Raw genomic sequence first — 13,142 nt, forward strand, 5'->3', positions numbered from 1 at the left:
CCGCCGCAACGAGCACAGTCGAACAACTACTCGCCGCGTAGAACTAACAAAAGTTCAAAAGAGGTTGACACCGAGCGAAGCGAAAAAAGTTCGGGATCGGGTGTGACGAACCGGTGACTCGCGACGTCTTAGTGGTGTACGTGTTCATCACAGGCCGGCGCGTCGCCGGCCCGGGCCCAGGAGGAAACCATGTCGAATGCAGTCCCGCAGACCGGTCGTGAGAAGGCGCGCACCGAGGTGGCCGAGACCGACAAGGCCGAGGACACCACGGAGGAGTTCGTGCCCCGCGGTCCGCTGCAGACCACCCGCGGCGTCACCACGCTGGACGACGCCGTGGTGGCCAAGATCGCCGGCATGGCCGCCCGCGAGGTGCCCGGCGTCTACGACATGGGCAACGCCGCGCGGCGTGCCTTCTCGGCGGTGGCCGACCGCATCCCCAACGCGCAGACCAACGTCACCGGCGGGATCAGCGTGTCCAAGGGTGAGACGCAGGCCGCGATCGACGTGACCGTGGTGGTGGAGTACGGCGTATCGATCGTGGAGGTGGGCAATGCGATCCGCCGCAACGTGATCGAGCAGGTCGAGGGCACCGCGGGGCTCGAGGTGGTGGAGGTCAACGTCAACGTGGTGGACGTGCACCTTCCCGAGGACGACGACGACAACGCCTCCCGCTCCGGCACCACGTCCCGCAACCCCGAACTGAACTGATCGGCCTGCGCCGACGAGGCGAGCGAGGAGAGTCATGAAGATCACGCATCTCACCCTGCTGGTGGGCCTGTTCCTGGGCGCCGTGGCGGCGTTCGGGTCGATCGGCCAGTTCCTGGTCGTGCTGCTGTTCGGCGCGATCGGGTTGGCCGTGGGGCTCGCCATGGACGGGCGGCTCGAGATCAAGGGCGTCACCGACCGGTGGGGCGACCGGCGATGAGCGGTTCCTCCACCGATACGGTGCCGGCGCCGTCGAGCGCCGCCGCCTCTACACCCGTCGCCCCTACACCTATTGAGGAGCGCGGTGTCACCACCGTTCCCGCGGCGGTGGTGGCCCGGATAGCCGAGCAGGTGGCCTCCGAGCACCCGCGGATCGGGGGTGCCGCCGGTGGGGTCCTGGGCGTACGCGCCCGCCGCGACTTCGCCTCCCGCCCCTCCGCCGAATGCGATCTCTACGGCGCGGTCGCAGTGCTGCGCCTCGACGTGGGCGTCGCGTTCCCGGTAGACCTGGCCGCCGCCTGCGCGGGCCTGCGAGCCCGGGTGCGCGAGCGCGTCGAGATGCTCACCGGGCTGCAGGTGGGCCGGCTCGATCTGGAGATCTCCTGGCTCAATCCCGCCGGGAACACGAGAGGAGCGCTGCTGTGAGCGCACGTCAGGCAGGGGTCGGGCTGGTGCGCCGGCCCGCCCGGGCCATCCCGACCGGCATCGCCGGGGTGATCCTGCTGGTGTTCGGCGGGCTCGGACTGTGGCTGCTGGGCACCTACGTGGTGGAGGGCCAGTGGCCGGTGGCCGCCGCGAACCAGGTCGACGCACTGGCGTGGACCACGCTGGAGTCCATCGCGGCACAGGCCGCTGCGGGAGCGCTGGCCGTGCTCGGCCTCGCGCTGGTGCTGCTGGCAGCCTGGCCGGGACGGGTGTCGCGACTGCTGGTCCTGGGTGACGACCTGCCCGGCGATACTGCGCTGAGTCGCCGGGACCTGGCCCGGCATCTGCAGTCGGCGGCGGAGAACGTCGACGGCGTGCACAGCGCGCGCATCACACCGCGACGTCGACGGATCGACGTGGACGTGGTGACCGTGGTCGACGACTCCGCTCCGGTCGTCTCGGCGGCCACCGCCGCGGTGGACCGCGCCCTCGGGGAGCTTCGCCCCGGCGATCCCAAGGCCACCCGAGTCCGTGCACGTCGCCGCTGAGAATCCGATCGCTGAGGAAGGAGAGTCACATGCGCAGTCAATCCGGACCTCGTAACCGTGTCGTCCTGCTCGTTCTGGGCGTGCTCGCCCTGGTGGCTGCGGCGTGGCTCGCGGCCGCCGCCTTCGACCTGGCGCCCGCCGGAGGGACACTCGACCCACTAGTCCCCGACGGGGCGTCGACCCCCGCCTCCCTGCTCGAAGACGCGGGCTGGGCGTTGCCGGTCGGCATCGTGGTGAGCGTGATCGCCGTTCTCGCCGGGCTCGCGCTGCTCATCACCCAGATCCCGACCGCCCCCGCGCACGCCGTACTTCGGCTGCACGACGCCGAGGGGGCCGTCCTGGCGACGCTCGAGCCGCAGGTTCTCGAACGCGCACTGGTCGAGCGCGTCGAGGATGTGCAGGGCGTGGACAGCGCCTCGGTGCGGGCCACCGGGTCGGCAACCAGGGCCGGAGTGGTGGCGGAGGTGACCGTGGCCGAGTCCGCGGAGATTGCCTGGACCCTCGAGCAGGTCCGCAACCGGCTGTTCGAGGACCTGCGCCTCTCGCTCGGCGCCGAGCCCCGCTCGGTGGACGTGCTGGTGAGCCTGCGTGCCGCCAAGAACTCCGCCCGCACCGATCGGGTGGCCGTGGGCGGCGAGAAGGAATGAACCCCGAGCCGGGCGGCCCCACCGATCGGGTCCTTGTGCTGCGCGCCCAAGACGGCGACGCCGCTGCCTTCGACCGGCTGATCGACCGACACCAGGGCCGGCTGTTCCGGATCGCCTACCTGGTGCTCGGGGATCGGCAGGACAGCGAGGACGTGGTGCAGGAGACCCTGATCGCGGCGTGGGAGCGGCTGCACCTGCTCTCCGATCCGGACGCGGTGCGGGCCTGGCTTTCCCAGATCTGCTCCCGCCGGGCCACCGACATCGCCCGCCGGAATGCTCGCCGGGCGACCGACGCGCACTCCCCCGACAACCTCCAGTGGCACCCGGACAGCGCTCCGGCCGCCGATCCCGCCCGGCGCTCGGAGGTCAACCTTCAACTGCAGGCGCTCGCGCGGGTGCTCGCCACGATGGAACCCGATCTGCGCTCCTGCTGGACGTTGCGGGAGATCGACGGAATGTCCTACCGGGAGGTGGCGCACGCGCTGGACGTCACCGAGTCCACGGCGCGCGGGCGGATCTCCCGGGCCCGTACGCACGTGATAGACCGAATGAAGGAATGGCGGTGAACACCATGCGTGACTCCCCCGCGGCCGGTGTGCCCGACGAGTCCGAAGCCACCCGCGAGTACCTCGACCGGATTCAGGCGTTGCACCGGGACTGGGACGAGGCCGAGGCGCGGGGCGACGACTCCGTGCAGGTGTCCTCCCGCGTGCGGGCGGCGCTGTCCGAGGTGGTGCACGCCGATGCCCGGCACGGTGCCCGGGTCCAGATGCCGCCCACCGAGGCGGGCCCGTACTCGCTCAGCGAGCAGGCCCTGCGGACGCTGATCCGCGACGCCGTGGACGCCGTTCCGGGCGCGATGAGCCTACGCACCGCCGTGGACTTCGCCGATACTCCGGAGTGGGGCGCCCGCGGACTGCCCGAGCGGGTGCGGTGCCGGGTGTCGTTGTCCGCCGCGAGTCGCGACCTGCGGGCACTGGCCGACGATGTCCGTGCGTCCGTCGTCTCCGAGTGCGTCCGGGAGCTCGACCTGGGCGGCCTGACCGTTGATGTGCACATCGAGGATCTCCATGACTGAGCCACAGAAGACCGCCGAGGCTGCCCCTGCCACTCCGACAGCCGCCGACCTGCTCGCGGTGGTGACGTCCGTCCCGGGCGTCCACGCGATCGAGCCGGGGCTCGGCACGGCACTGCGCACGATCGACGCCCGCGTCCGCCGCAGTAGTGCACGAACCGCCCACTTCGGGCTGCACATCGACACTTCCGAGGGCACCGCCCTGGTGGAGGTGTGTCTCGACCGGTCGCGGCCGGTCCGCGAGGCGGTGCGGGACATCCAGCTCGAGTTGCGCCGGGCGCTGGACGATGAGTCTGAGGTGTCCGTACGGGTTCAGTCGCTCCAACGATAGAGTGCCCGGGATTTCCCGCTTTGGACCGGGTGGCTATACGCCGTCTCTCGTCGGTGCGAGCCGACTGCTCGACGCTAAGCGCTGCACCACCGCGGAAGCGAGCTGCCCTTCCGGAACCCTGAACGCCGACCATTTGTCGCCGCTCGTCGCGGACATCGAGGCCGAGAATACGCGACGGCCTCTGGCGTTCACGGTGGTGTTCTCCTCGAACGCCGGGCTGGGCACCAGCCACGACTGAGCAATCGACCCGCGGGACACATCGACATAGACGAACAGCATGTCCAGGTCGGCGCGGGGGTAGAAGGACGAATTCCGGACGATCGCCTGGAAGCGGCCCCTCTGCATCACCAGGCCGTCTGACATCCGGGCTTTGACCTGGACTGCGAGGGTCGCCGTGAACTCACGGAGGTGAAAGACCAGGTCAACACCCTCATCGTCGATGATCGACGTGGACACGTTGAGCTTCGCGCGGGATTGCAGAATGCAGGTGGCGGCAACGAGGAGTTCCGCGGCTTTACCCATTCGCCCGGAGTCCGGGGACTTCAGCAGGTAGTCGTCATCGGCGGCCATGTCCAAACTATAGAGACCCGTCGCTCGAACAGAACGCCCCCGGGCTGTCGTTGGCGAGTGGCTCGCGATATCGACAGAGTGCGCGACCTATAACGTCCGCGCGGCTAGCCGCCACAGCATGGTCCGCTCGCGCGCCCGGGCGGCATGGAGCGGATCGGCATCGTCGCTCGCACGCGAATGCCGCGGCGTCGTCTCGTGCGTGCAGACGACGGTCAGCCCAGCGTCCGCGATGCGCTGGAGGAACTCCTCGCGGGTGCGCAACCCCAGTAGCTCGGCGAGGTCAGACAGGATCAGCCATCCCTCACCCTGCGGCGTCAGATGCTGGGCCAGCTCACCGAGATAGCGGTGCAGCACGTCGGACTTCGGGTCATAGATACCCTGCTCCAGCGCCGACGTTGGACGGCCCGGAATCCAGGGCGGATTGCACACCACGACGTCAGCACGCTCCGGGGCGGCGGGCCACAGATCCGCCTCCTCCACCCGCACCCGGTCCGCGACTCCGAGTCGGTCCGCATTGTCCTTCGCGCACCGCACCGCGCGCGGGTTGATGTCGGTCGCCACCACGTCCCCGGCTCCGCGCCGGGCCAGCAGGACCGCGAGAACTCCCGTCCCCGTGCCGAGGTCAAAGGCCAGCGGCCGGTCGACGCCCTCTGGCCACGCCGCGTCGGCGACCAGGTCGATGTACTCGTCACGGGTGGGGGCAAAGACGCCGTAGGCGGGATGAATGCGCTCGCGCAGGGCGGCCACCTCGATGCCCTTGCGGTGCCACTCGAATGCGCTGATCACCCCGAGGAGCTCCGGTAGCGAGACGAGCGTCGACTCCCCCGGGCCTTCGCTGGCCGGCGTCCCGTATGCGTGCGCGCAGGCCTCTCGCACGTCGGGCGCTCGACGCAACCCGATCGCGTAGTCGGGCTCGAGTTCGATGAGGATCTTCCCCAGGACGGCCGCCCGCTGGGATCGCGCCAGCCGATTCGCGTGGAAGAGGTCGCCGGTCTCGACGCCACGAGACGACTTCGGTGTTTTCGACGACTTCGACGCCTTACGGGAGGCCTGCTTCTCCAGCCGCCGATCAAGGGCACGCATCAGTTGCCGGGCATTGTGGAAGTCGCCTCTCCAGAGCAACCCGGTGCCTGCCCGCGCCATCCGGAGAGCGCTGTCCGCGGCGATGTCGTCGTCGATCACCACAATGTCCCGCGGCGGCTTGGCGCCGTTCTCCGGACGCCAGCCCGCGCGGCGCCGCGTTCCGCCCACGCTCCAGGTGATGGCCGTCATGAGGCGCTCAGGCACGCGTGTACACAGCAGATGTCGGCATCCTCGTAGATCGCGGCCAAAAACTTGCTTCCACCTTCAAGTTATAGCTGGTAGGGGGGCTTGCGGCAAGGCCGGGGTGGGGGCGCACACTAGCGCGATGCCCTGCCAGAACGCCTCCGCCTTCGCCCTTCCGGACCACCTCGCCCACAAGACCGACCCGGATCTGATTGGCGCCGACGACCACCACTTCGCCGCGATCTCCCACGCCCTCGCGGACAAGGTCTCCGCGCTCTCCGCCCGCCTGGACAGGCGTCGTCGCGATCCGGCCGGACGCGGCGCGCAGACCATCGATCGCGACGCCGACATCCGCCGCCTGGTCGCCGTACTCACCACGCTGCGCCGCTTCGGGTTGGACGTGTGCATCGGGCACTTCGCGACCGCCGGCGGCGAGCGCGTGTACGTGGGCCGCATCGGCCTGCTCGACGCCGCCGGCACTCCCCTTCTGGTGGATTGGCGCACCCCGGCCGCCGAGCCGTTCTTCGCCGCGACGCTCGCCGATCCACGCGGCGTGACGTATCGACGTCGGTACCGGTGGTCGGGCGGGCGCATCGTGGATTATTGGGACGAGGTCCTGTGCGACGACGACGAGGTGGCCGCCCGCACCAGCCTCGACGATCAATCTGCGTTCGTGGCGAGCCTGTCCGGGGCGCGCACCGGCCGGATGCGCGACGTCCTCTCCACGATCCGGTCGGATCAGGATGCGATCATCCGGGCCGGCGCGCGGGGTGCGCTCGTGGTGGAGGGCGGGCCCGGCACGGGCAAGACCGTGGTGGCGCTGCATCGCGCGGCGTACCTGCTGCACGAGCAGTCGCGGTCCGGGCTCAGTCGCGGCAACCTGCTGCTGGTCGGTCCGCACCGGCCGTACCTCGACTACGTGGCCGACGTGCTTCCGGCACTCGGCGAGCACAGCGTGCAGACCGCGACGGTCGCCGACCTCGCCGCGGCCGGGCTCGACGGCATTGGACTCGGCGGACTCGCTGATCTCGCCGACGAGACGGACTCGGAGGTGGCCCGCCTCAAGTCGACGGTCGAGATGGTCGAGGCGATTGAGGCAGGCGTGCGGTTCTACGAGCAGCCGCCCGAGGAGTCGATGCTGGTGCAGACCGAGTGGGTGGACCTGCGAATCACGCGAGCCGACTGGGCCGAGGCGTTCGCGGCTGTCGAGGACGGCACACCCCACAACGAGGCGCACACGCAGATCCGCGAGACGTTGGTGGAGGTCCTGCTCGAGAAGGCGGGCGACGAGGTCCCTACCGATCACCTCAGGGCCGAGTTGCTCACCGATCCTGAGCTGCGCCGCACGCTGTACCGCGCGTGGCCGATGCTCCGGCCCGAGGAGTTGGTGGGCGACCTGTGGACGGTGCCGGCCTATCTGCGGCTCTGCGCGCCGTGGCTCAGCACCGAGCAGATCCGGCTCCTGCAGCGCCCCGGTCCGCAGGCGTGGACCAGCGCGGACCTGCCCCTGCTCGACGCGGCCCGGCTCCGGCTGGGCGATCCCGAACATGCCAGGCTTGCTCAGCGCCGGAAGGCCGAGCGTGCTGCGGAGCTCGAAAGACGCCGGATGGTCATCGACGAGGTGATCGCCGCGAACGACGATCCCGAGGGCGTCGCTCCCATGCTCCGGCACCGGGATCTGCAAGAGGCTCTGCTGGACCCGTCTACGGAGGACGACCCTGCGGTCGCCGGCCCTCGTCTTACAGGGACGTTCGGGCACATCATCGTGGACGAGGCCCAGGAACTCACGGACGCGCAGTGGCTGATGCTCCTACGCCGATGCCCCTCTGGGAGTCTGACGGTGGTCGGCGACCGTGCGCAGTCCCGCCGGAACTTCGACGAATCGTGGGCCGAGCGACTCCATCGGGTCGGCCTGTCCCCTGGACGCGTCTCGCAGGTGGGGCTCAGCATCAATTACCGGACGCCGTCGGAGGTCATGGACGCGGCCGCACCCGTGATCCGATCCGTTCGGCCCGACGCCAACGTTCCCGAATCGGTGCGCAGCAGTGGTGTGCCGGTCGAGTGCGGGCGGATCGACGACCTCTCGGTTGTCATCGCAGACTGGCTCGCCGAGCACTCGGAGGGGGTCGCCTGCGTGATCAGCGCTCCCGGCGCCGCGCTCCCCGACATCCCGGCCTCGGACCGAGTCCGCTCGTTGAGCCCTGCGGACGCCAAGGGCCTCGAGTTCGACCTGGTGGTGCTCGTCGATCCAGAATCCCTCGGTTCGGGGGTCACCGGCGCGGTCGACCGCTACGTCGCGATGACCCGAGCGACGCAGCAACTGGTGGTGCTGAATTCAGAGCGTGCAGATCGTTCCACGACCTGAGCACCACTGTGCGCGACCGCGACGACGCCACGATGGCGCCGCGACCTGACCGAGGGCGCCGCCGTCTTCTTCGACAAGCGGGACCCGACCTACCCCGACTGACGGGATCAGGCCTTGGGTTGCCTTTCTTCCAGCGCCCGGGCCGGATCGACCAAGCGGAGCATTCCGGCGCGAAAGACTTCGGGATCAGGTAGGACGTCTGCGGCCAGGAGAATCAGACCGGCCCCCTGGTCCAGCGCAGCCAGCAGCGTCCCCACTGCCGAGGCGGGGAGCGTCTCGTCGTCCGCCCGGGCCGTCCTGGCGATCTCGTTGTAGTGGCCGAGGACGTCCGCGAGGCGCTTATGCAATTGGGGCGCGACTTTCTCATCCCGGGCCGCGCTGGCGATGAACTCCAGCGTCGCCAGTGCAAAACCCTGTGTGGCACTGGGCGGGTATCCCTCTCGCTGCGCCAGATCCTTGCCGGTCGAGGCCGGGTTGCAGGCCTGCTCGAAGGGGTCTCGCAGGTCGACCTCCGCAAGCTCCAGGTTCTGATCCATGACTGCCAGGAACAGTGAGGGCTTGTCTTCGAAGTTCGAGTAGACCGCGCCCTTGGAAAAGCCGGCTTCGCGTGCGATCCGATCCACGCTGGCCGAGTGGTACCCGTCCTCGGCGAACACCTCTCGTGCCGCGGAGATCAGCGCGTCGCGAGTCTGCTGCTGTCTCTCTCGGCGCGAAAGCGGTTCGGGACGCTGTGTCATTCCTCGATGGTAAGTCGATTGCGCCCCTTGACGTACTCGCGGTATCCACATACCGTCAGTATTCACATACCGATGGTATTTGAGGAGTTCGCAATGAGCACCGACGTTCTACGCATCACCCACCTCACCCGCCGCTACGGGCAGGTCATGGCGAACGACGACATCTCTCTCCGCGTCCAGCCCGGGGAGGTCGTGGGGCTCCTCGGCCATAACGGTGCCGGCAAGACAACTCTGGTCTCGCAGATCGTGGGCCTGCTTAAACCCGACGCGGGCGAGATTCACCTCGGCAATACGGACGCCGTACGCAACCCGGCGGCCGCGCGCCGACACGTTGCACTGCAGCCGCAGGCGCAGGCCCCGATCGACGGCCTCACTCCACGGGCGGCGATCGAGATTGCCGGTCGCCTCCGGGGCCTGTCGGACCGCGACACCCGAACAGCCGCACAAGACCTGGCCGAGGAACTGGACATCGGCCCGTGGCTGGACCAACGCGCGCTGCCCGAAGGCGGCGGACTGTCCGGTGGGATCAGGCGACTGACCGGCTTCGCCATGGCCGTGGTGGCGCCGACCCCACTTCTCATTCTGGACGAGCCCACCAACGACATCGACGCCTCCCGACGCCGCCTGCTCTGGGATGCGGTACGCCGCCGTGGAGACCTCGGCAGCGGGGTCCTGCTCGTCACGCACAACGTCGCTGAGGCCGAGCGAATAGTGGACGAACTGGTCATCCTCAACCGCGGGAGAGTTGCGGCCGACGGGTCTCCCGCACGCCTGCGCGGAACGCAGGACAGCGACCTGCGCATAGAGCTGCAGCTACCGCCGGGCGGAGCAGACCCGTCCGAGGACAGTCAGTGCCCGCCGGTTCTCCGCCGAGTCCGGACCGGTCGGCGCATCCTGCTCACCGTCGCGGCGGGCGAGGCAGCGAACGCCGTCGCCTGGGCCACCGCCCAGAATTCCGCCGGCCGCATCGAGGGTTTCTCGCTGGCGCCGGCGACACTCGAGGACGCATACCTCGCCCTCACCGCGCAGTCCGCCCCTGAGCGCGACCCCGCCGCCGACAATAGTCATCACCCCGAGCCCATCAGCCTGGAGGCCACCGATGCGTGAACCTACCGCCGTCGCAACCACGGCGCCGTCCCCGCCAGTCACGCCCATCGCTCCAGTCCAGGTGAGCCTGTGGGCCGGCTTCGGCGCCCTCATGCGATGGTCGCTGGCGTCGATCGGCGCGATGCTGCCGCTGATCGTAGTCATCCAGGCCATGCTGGCCGCCGGGATCATCATCGGTTTCGGCTTCCTGATCCCCGACATCGCCCCCGAGAGCGCGCTCTTCCTCTCCTCCGGTGCCCCGACCATCCTGCTGCTGACCATCGGGCTGGTGATCGTCCCGCAGGGCATCTCCCGCGCCAGAGCCTCCGGGGCGCTGGACTACCAGCGCGCCCTGCCCATATCCAGACCGCTGCTCCTGCTGGTCGACCTGGCGGTGTGGACGCTCATCGCGCTGCCCGGGGTGGCGATCGGACTCCTCGTCGCCTGGCTGCGCTACGACCTCACCTTCTCCTTCGACTGGCCGCTCCTCGTCCTTGCCTCGGTGCTGGTGACGACTATGGCCACGGCTCTGGGGTACGCGATCGCGGTGACATTCCCGGCCATGCTGGCCCAGCTGTTGTCGCAGGTGCTGGTGTTCTTTGTCCTGCTGTTCTCGCCGATCACGTTTCCGGCCGGCCAGTTACCGGGCTGGTTCCAAGCACTGCACGGTGTCCTGCCCATCCAGGCGGCTGCGGATCTCATGCGGGCCGGGATCGCGTCGGACGCCTTCCCGGCAGAGGGCCGCGACCTGCTCGTCCTGGCACTCTGGACCGCGCTCGGCCTGCTCGTCACCTACCTGGCGCTGGCGCGGCGGAAGTGACCGGTCACGCCCGGAATCCCTAGGCGCGGCCGGGTCAGCCCACCGTCGCGACCTTCCACGCCGAGTGGATGGCACCTTGGATGTAGCCCACATCGCCGGCGTCGCCGATGACCTCGCAGTCGATACCGGCGGCGCGCAGAGAGTCGGCCAGCGGCGCCGCCGCGGTGGTGCCGTCGGCGTAGATCACCATGTCGGCCGGGGCGGACTTGGCCTCACCCTTGGCGTTTGTCCACTCGACCGCCGTCTCGGTGATGCGAGTGACCTTCACGTTGCGCTTGATGTCCACGCCGTAGTGCTTGGCGTGACGCACCGCGGTCCACCGGCGGGGCATGGCCAGCGGCAGACCCAATTGCTGTGAGTCGTGCAGCAAGGTGACGTTCCGGCCTCGCTCGCCGAGGAACTCAGCCAGCTCCAGGCCGACCAGCGAGCCGCCGATCACCACGACGTTCTTGCCCATCGGCAGCGCGATTTTTGTCAGGCGCCGGACCCACGACGGCCGCTTGGTGATCCCCGACAGCCGGCCGAGCTTCCCGGCAAGCCGCAGGAAAGTTCCGGCTTCGTCAGCGGTAGCGGTACCCAGCATCGTGGCGCGCAGCGAATCGCCGGTGTGCACGTGCGGCAGCTTGCCGCCCGGGATCTGCGGGGCCGGCCGCACCGCACCGGTCGCCACGATCACGCGATCGGCACCGAGCGCACGCACGGTCTCGATCGTGGCCTCGATGTTCAGCCGGACGTCGATGCCCAGCTGGTCGATCTTGGCCTGGTAGAAGCTGATCAGCGGCTCGTTGGCTGGCGTGGTGAGCGTGGAGAACCACATGGTTCCGCCCAGCCGGTCGGCCTTGTCCAGCACGGTTACGCGGTGCCCGCGCTCGGTCAGCACCACGGCCGACTCAAGTCCGGCGGGTCCGGCGCCCACCACCACGACGTGCTCGCGCTTGGACGCGGGCGTCAGCGGCAGCAGCCCCTCATTGCCGAGCGGCGGGTTGACGGCGCAGAACGGGGTGTCGTCAAAGAAGTTCTCGGCTACGCAGAGGTAGCAGTTGATGCACGGACGCACCAGCTCGGGCGTTCCGGCCTTGAGCTTGTTAGGCAACTCCGGGTCGGCGAGCAACTGCCGCCCCATGGCGGCGAAGTCGATCTTGTCGTCGTCGATTCCCTTCTCCGACACCTCCGGCAACATCCGTCCCACGCCGATCACCGGCACCGACACGGCCTTCTTGATGGCGGCGGCGTTGTCCAGGTAGGCACCGACGGTGTCGGGAAGGGGGCCATCGGTGAAGTTGTCGAACGGATTACGGCCCCAGCCGGTCACGTGGATCGCGTCGGCGCCGGCCTGCTCGAACAGCTGCGAGGCCAGGATTGCCTCGTCCAACTCGAGCCCGCCCTCCTGGCCGTACTCCTGCCCGGCAACGCGCACGATCACCGCGAGCGTGTCCCCCACGCGCTTCTTGACAGCCTCGATGACCTCGCACGCCAGCCGCGCCCGATTGACCAACGCCCCGCCGTACTCGTCGGTGCGCTGGTTGTCGCGGCGGTTGAGGAACACGCCCAGGATGTAGCCGTGCGCGACGTGGATCTCGATAGCGTCCGCGCCCGCGCGGGCGATGCGGTCGGCGGCCTCGGCCCAGGTCTCGATGAGCCAGGCGATGTCCTCGTGGGTCATCTCCTTGTAGACCGTCTTTTTGCCACCGGTCGCCGCGCCCATCTTGCCCAGCTCCTCGGGCGTGCTGTCGGCGAGCGCGGAGTAGTCATAGTCGTAGTCCGGCATGCTCGGCGCGATCACGGGACGGTCGTTGGCCACGTCCACCCGCGCCACCTTGCCGTGGTGGGTCGACTGCACGCAAAGCTTCGACCCGGCCGCATGCACGGCGTCGGCGAGCGCCTTGAGACCCGGGATGTACTTGTCATCCGACAGCCCCGGCTCTTTCATGGACGCCGCGCCCACCGGGAACGCGATCGCGCACGCCCCCGTGATGATCAGACCCGCACCGCCGGCCGCGCGGGCGACGTAGTGGTCGATCTCCCGCTGCTCGATCTCGCCCTCCTCGGACACGTTCATGTCCATGGCCGGCAGCACGATGCGGTTGGGCGTCGACATGGGGCCGATCCGGCCGGGCGACATGAGGCGGGGGAAGGTGGCGAGGGTAGTCACCTTAAGGAGATTACGCCGCGGTCGACACGTGTCAAGAACAGGTTTCAGTTCGCGGTGAGGGTCCGATTCGGCCGCGGGGCGCCCCGGTCCGAACCGCGGCGACCGGATGCGCACCGCCCGAACCACATGTACGTTTCCCGGAGTTCCGCGGGACTCGGGGAACTTACTGTGAACGCAAGAGGCAATCCGGTATTG

Annotated in this window: 15 protein-coding genes; 11 read left to right on the top strand and 4 right to left on the bottom strand. The window is 69.2% G+C overall.

What is annotated here, in order from left to right; translation table 11 throughout:
- Positions 1-189 precede the first annotated feature (189 nt).
- Genes K3888_RS17300 through K3888_RS17335 form a run of 8 tightly spaced genes read left to right on the top strand, consistent with a single transcriptional unit; the run spans position 190 to position 3,951 of the window.
- Complete coding sequence (locus K3888_RS17300; RefSeq protein ID WP_230931521.1) at positions 190-708, top strand: Asp23/Gls24 family envelope stress response protein; 519 nt, start codon at positions 190-192, stop codon at positions 706-708.
- Positions 709-742: 34 nt separating this feature from the next.
- Entirely contained in the window at positions 743-925 is a 183-nt protein-coding gene (locus K3888_RS17305; protein ID WP_230931522.1) for a hypothetical protein, read from the top strand.
- The gene (locus K3888_RS17310) at positions 922-1,350 is read left to right on the top strand and encodes an Asp23/Gls24 family envelope stress response protein (RefSeq protein WP_230931523.1); all 429 of its coding nucleotides are present in this window, start codon (positions 922-924) and stop codon (positions 1,348-1,350) included. The genes K3888_RS17305 and K3888_RS17310 overlap by 4 nt, the downstream gene beginning before the upstream one ends.
- Positions 1,347-1,898, top strand: a complete 552-nt coding sequence (locus K3888_RS17315) for a DUF6286 domain-containing protein (RefSeq protein ID WP_230931524.1) — start codon at positions 1,347-1,349, stop codon at positions 1,896-1,898. Before K3888_RS17310 ends, K3888_RS17315 begins: the two co-directional genes overlap by 4 nt.
- Positions 1,899-1,927: 29 nt before the next feature.
- A complete protein-coding gene (locus tag K3888_RS17320; RefSeq protein WP_230931525.1) occupies positions 1,928-2,545 on the top strand; it encodes a hypothetical protein in 618 nt (205 codons plus the stop codon).
- Positions 2,542-3,111 carry an RNA polymerase sigma factor gene (locus K3888_RS17325; protein ID WP_230931526.1) on the top strand — a complete coding sequence of 190 codons (570 nt, stop codon included), beginning with the start codon at positions 2,542-2,544 and terminating at the stop codon, positions 3,109-3,111. The genes K3888_RS17320 and K3888_RS17325 overlap by 4 nt, the downstream gene beginning before the upstream one ends.
- Positions 3,102-3,623: a hypothetical protein gene (locus K3888_RS17330; RefSeq protein WP_230931527.1), complete on the top strand. Its 522-nt coding sequence runs from the start codon at positions 3,102-3,104 to the stop codon at positions 3,621-3,623. The genes K3888_RS17325 and K3888_RS17330 overlap by 10 nt, the downstream gene beginning before the upstream one ends.
- Complete coding sequence (locus K3888_RS17335) at positions 3,616-3,951, top strand: transcriptional regulator (protein ID WP_230931528.1); 336 nt, start codon at positions 3,616-3,618, stop codon at positions 3,949-3,951. Before K3888_RS17330 ends, K3888_RS17335 begins: the two co-directional genes overlap by 8 nt.
- A gap of 33 nt (positions 3,952-3,984) precedes the next feature.
- On the opposite strand, the gene K3888_RS17340 is transcribed toward K3888_RS17335, so the two are convergent.
- Positions 3,985-4,521 (bottom strand): hypothetical protein, encoded by a 537-nt coding sequence (locus K3888_RS17340; protein ID WP_230931529.1) that lies wholly within the window; start codon positions 4,519-4,521, stop codon positions 3,985-3,987.
- 87 nt (positions 4,522-4,608) lie between these two features.
- The gene (locus K3888_RS17345) at positions 4,609-5,793 is read right to left on the bottom strand and encodes a methyltransferase (RefSeq protein WP_230931530.1); all 1,185 of its coding nucleotides are present in this window, start codon (positions 5,791-5,793) and stop codon (positions 4,609-4,611) included.
- 136 nt (positions 5,794-5,929) lie between these two features.
- Between K3888_RS17345 and helR the strand changes: the two genes are divergently transcribed.
- Positions 5,930-8,152: an RNA polymerase recycling motor ATPase HelR gene (helR, locus tag K3888_RS17350; RefSeq protein ID WP_230931531.1), complete on the top strand. Its 2,223-nt coding sequence runs from the start codon at positions 5,930-5,932 to the stop codon at positions 8,150-8,152.
- A 107-nt stretch (positions 8,153-8,259) separates the two neighbouring features.
- Here helR and K3888_RS17355 read toward each other — a convergent pair whose 3' ends face one another.
- A complete protein-coding gene (locus tag K3888_RS17355) occupies positions 8,260-8,889 on the bottom strand; it encodes a TetR/AcrR family transcriptional regulator (protein ID WP_230931532.1) in 630 nt (209 codons plus the stop codon).
- 93 nt (positions 8,890-8,982) lie between these two features.
- Here K3888_RS17355 and K3888_RS17360 point away from each other — a divergent pair, with 93 nt between their 5' ends.
- A complete protein-coding gene (locus K3888_RS17360; protein ID WP_230931533.1) occupies positions 8,983-9,996 on the top strand; it encodes an ABC transporter ATP-binding protein in 1,014 nt (337 codons plus the stop codon).
- A gap of 61 nt (positions 9,997-10,057) precedes the next feature.
- Entirely contained in the window at positions 10,058-10,795 is a 738-nt protein-coding gene (locus tag K3888_RS17365; protein WP_230931534.1) for an ABC transporter permease, read from the top strand.
- A gap of 34 nt (positions 10,796-10,829) precedes the next feature.
- Here the strand turns inward: K3888_RS17365 and K3888_RS17370 are convergent, their stop codons facing one another.
- On the bottom strand, positions 10,830-12,917 hold the full coding sequence (locus K3888_RS17370; RefSeq protein ID WP_269075345.1) for an FAD-dependent oxidoreductase: 2,088 nt from the start codon (positions 12,915-12,917) through the stop codon (positions 10,830-10,832).
- Between the last annotated feature and the right edge of the window lie 225 nt (positions 12,918-13,142).

Source organism: Dietzia aurantiaca, from assembly GCF_021033825.1.
GTDB classification, from domain to species: domain Bacteria; phylum Actinomycetota; class Actinomycetes; order Mycobacteriales; family Mycobacteriaceae; genus Dietzia; species Dietzia aurantiaca.

Bases quoted from the DNA above. Each gene is read 5' to 3' on its own strand.
- K3888_RS17355 (WP_230931532.1), bottom strand. From the start codon at position 8,889: ATGACACAGCGTCCCGAACCGCTTTCGCGCCGAGAGAGACAGCAGCAG.
- K3888_RS17370 (WP_269075345.1), bottom strand. From the start codon at position 12,917: ATGTCGCCCGGCCGGATCGGCCCCATGTCGACGCCCAACCGCATCGTG.
- K3888_RS17300 (WP_230931521.1), top strand. From the start codon at position 190: ATGTCGAATGCAGTCCCGCAGACCGGTCGTGAGAAGGCGCGCACCGAG.
- K3888_RS17330 (WP_230931527.1), top strand. From the start codon at position 3,102: ATGGCGGTGAACACCATGCGTGACTCCCCCGCGGCCGGTGTGCCCGAC.
- helR (WP_230931531.1), top strand. From the start codon at position 5,930: ATGCCCTGCCAGAACGCCTCCGCCTTCGCCCTTCCGGACCACCTCGCC.
- K3888_RS17360 (WP_230931533.1), top strand. From the start codon at position 8,983: ATGAGCACCGACGTTCTACGCATCACCCACCTCACCCGCCGCTACGGG.
- K3888_RS17340 (WP_230931529.1), bottom strand. From the start codon at position 4,521: ATGGCCGCCGATGACGACTACCTGCTGAAGTCCCCGGACTCCGGGCGA.
- K3888_RS17320 (WP_230931525.1), top strand. From the start codon at position 1,928: ATGCGCAGTCAATCCGGACCTCGTAACCGTGTCGTCCTGCTCGTTCTG.
- K3888_RS17335 (WP_230931528.1), top strand. From the start codon at position 3,616: ATGACTGAGCCACAGAAGACCGCCGAGGCTGCCCCTGCCACTCCGACA.
- K3888_RS17345 (WP_230931530.1), bottom strand. From the start codon at position 5,793: ATGACGGCCATCACCTGGAGCGTGGGCGGAACGCGGCGCCGCGCGGGC.
- K3888_RS17310 (WP_230931523.1), top strand. From the start codon at position 922: ATGAGCGGTTCCTCCACCGATACGGTGCCGGCGCCGTCGAGCGCCGCC.
- K3888_RS17305 (WP_230931522.1), top strand. From the start codon at position 743: ATGAAGATCACGCATCTCACCCTGCTGGTGGGCCTGTTCCTGGGCGCC.
- K3888_RS17325 (WP_230931526.1), top strand. From the start codon at position 2,542: ATGAACCCCGAGCCGGGCGGCCCCACCGATCGGGTCCTTGTGCTGCGC.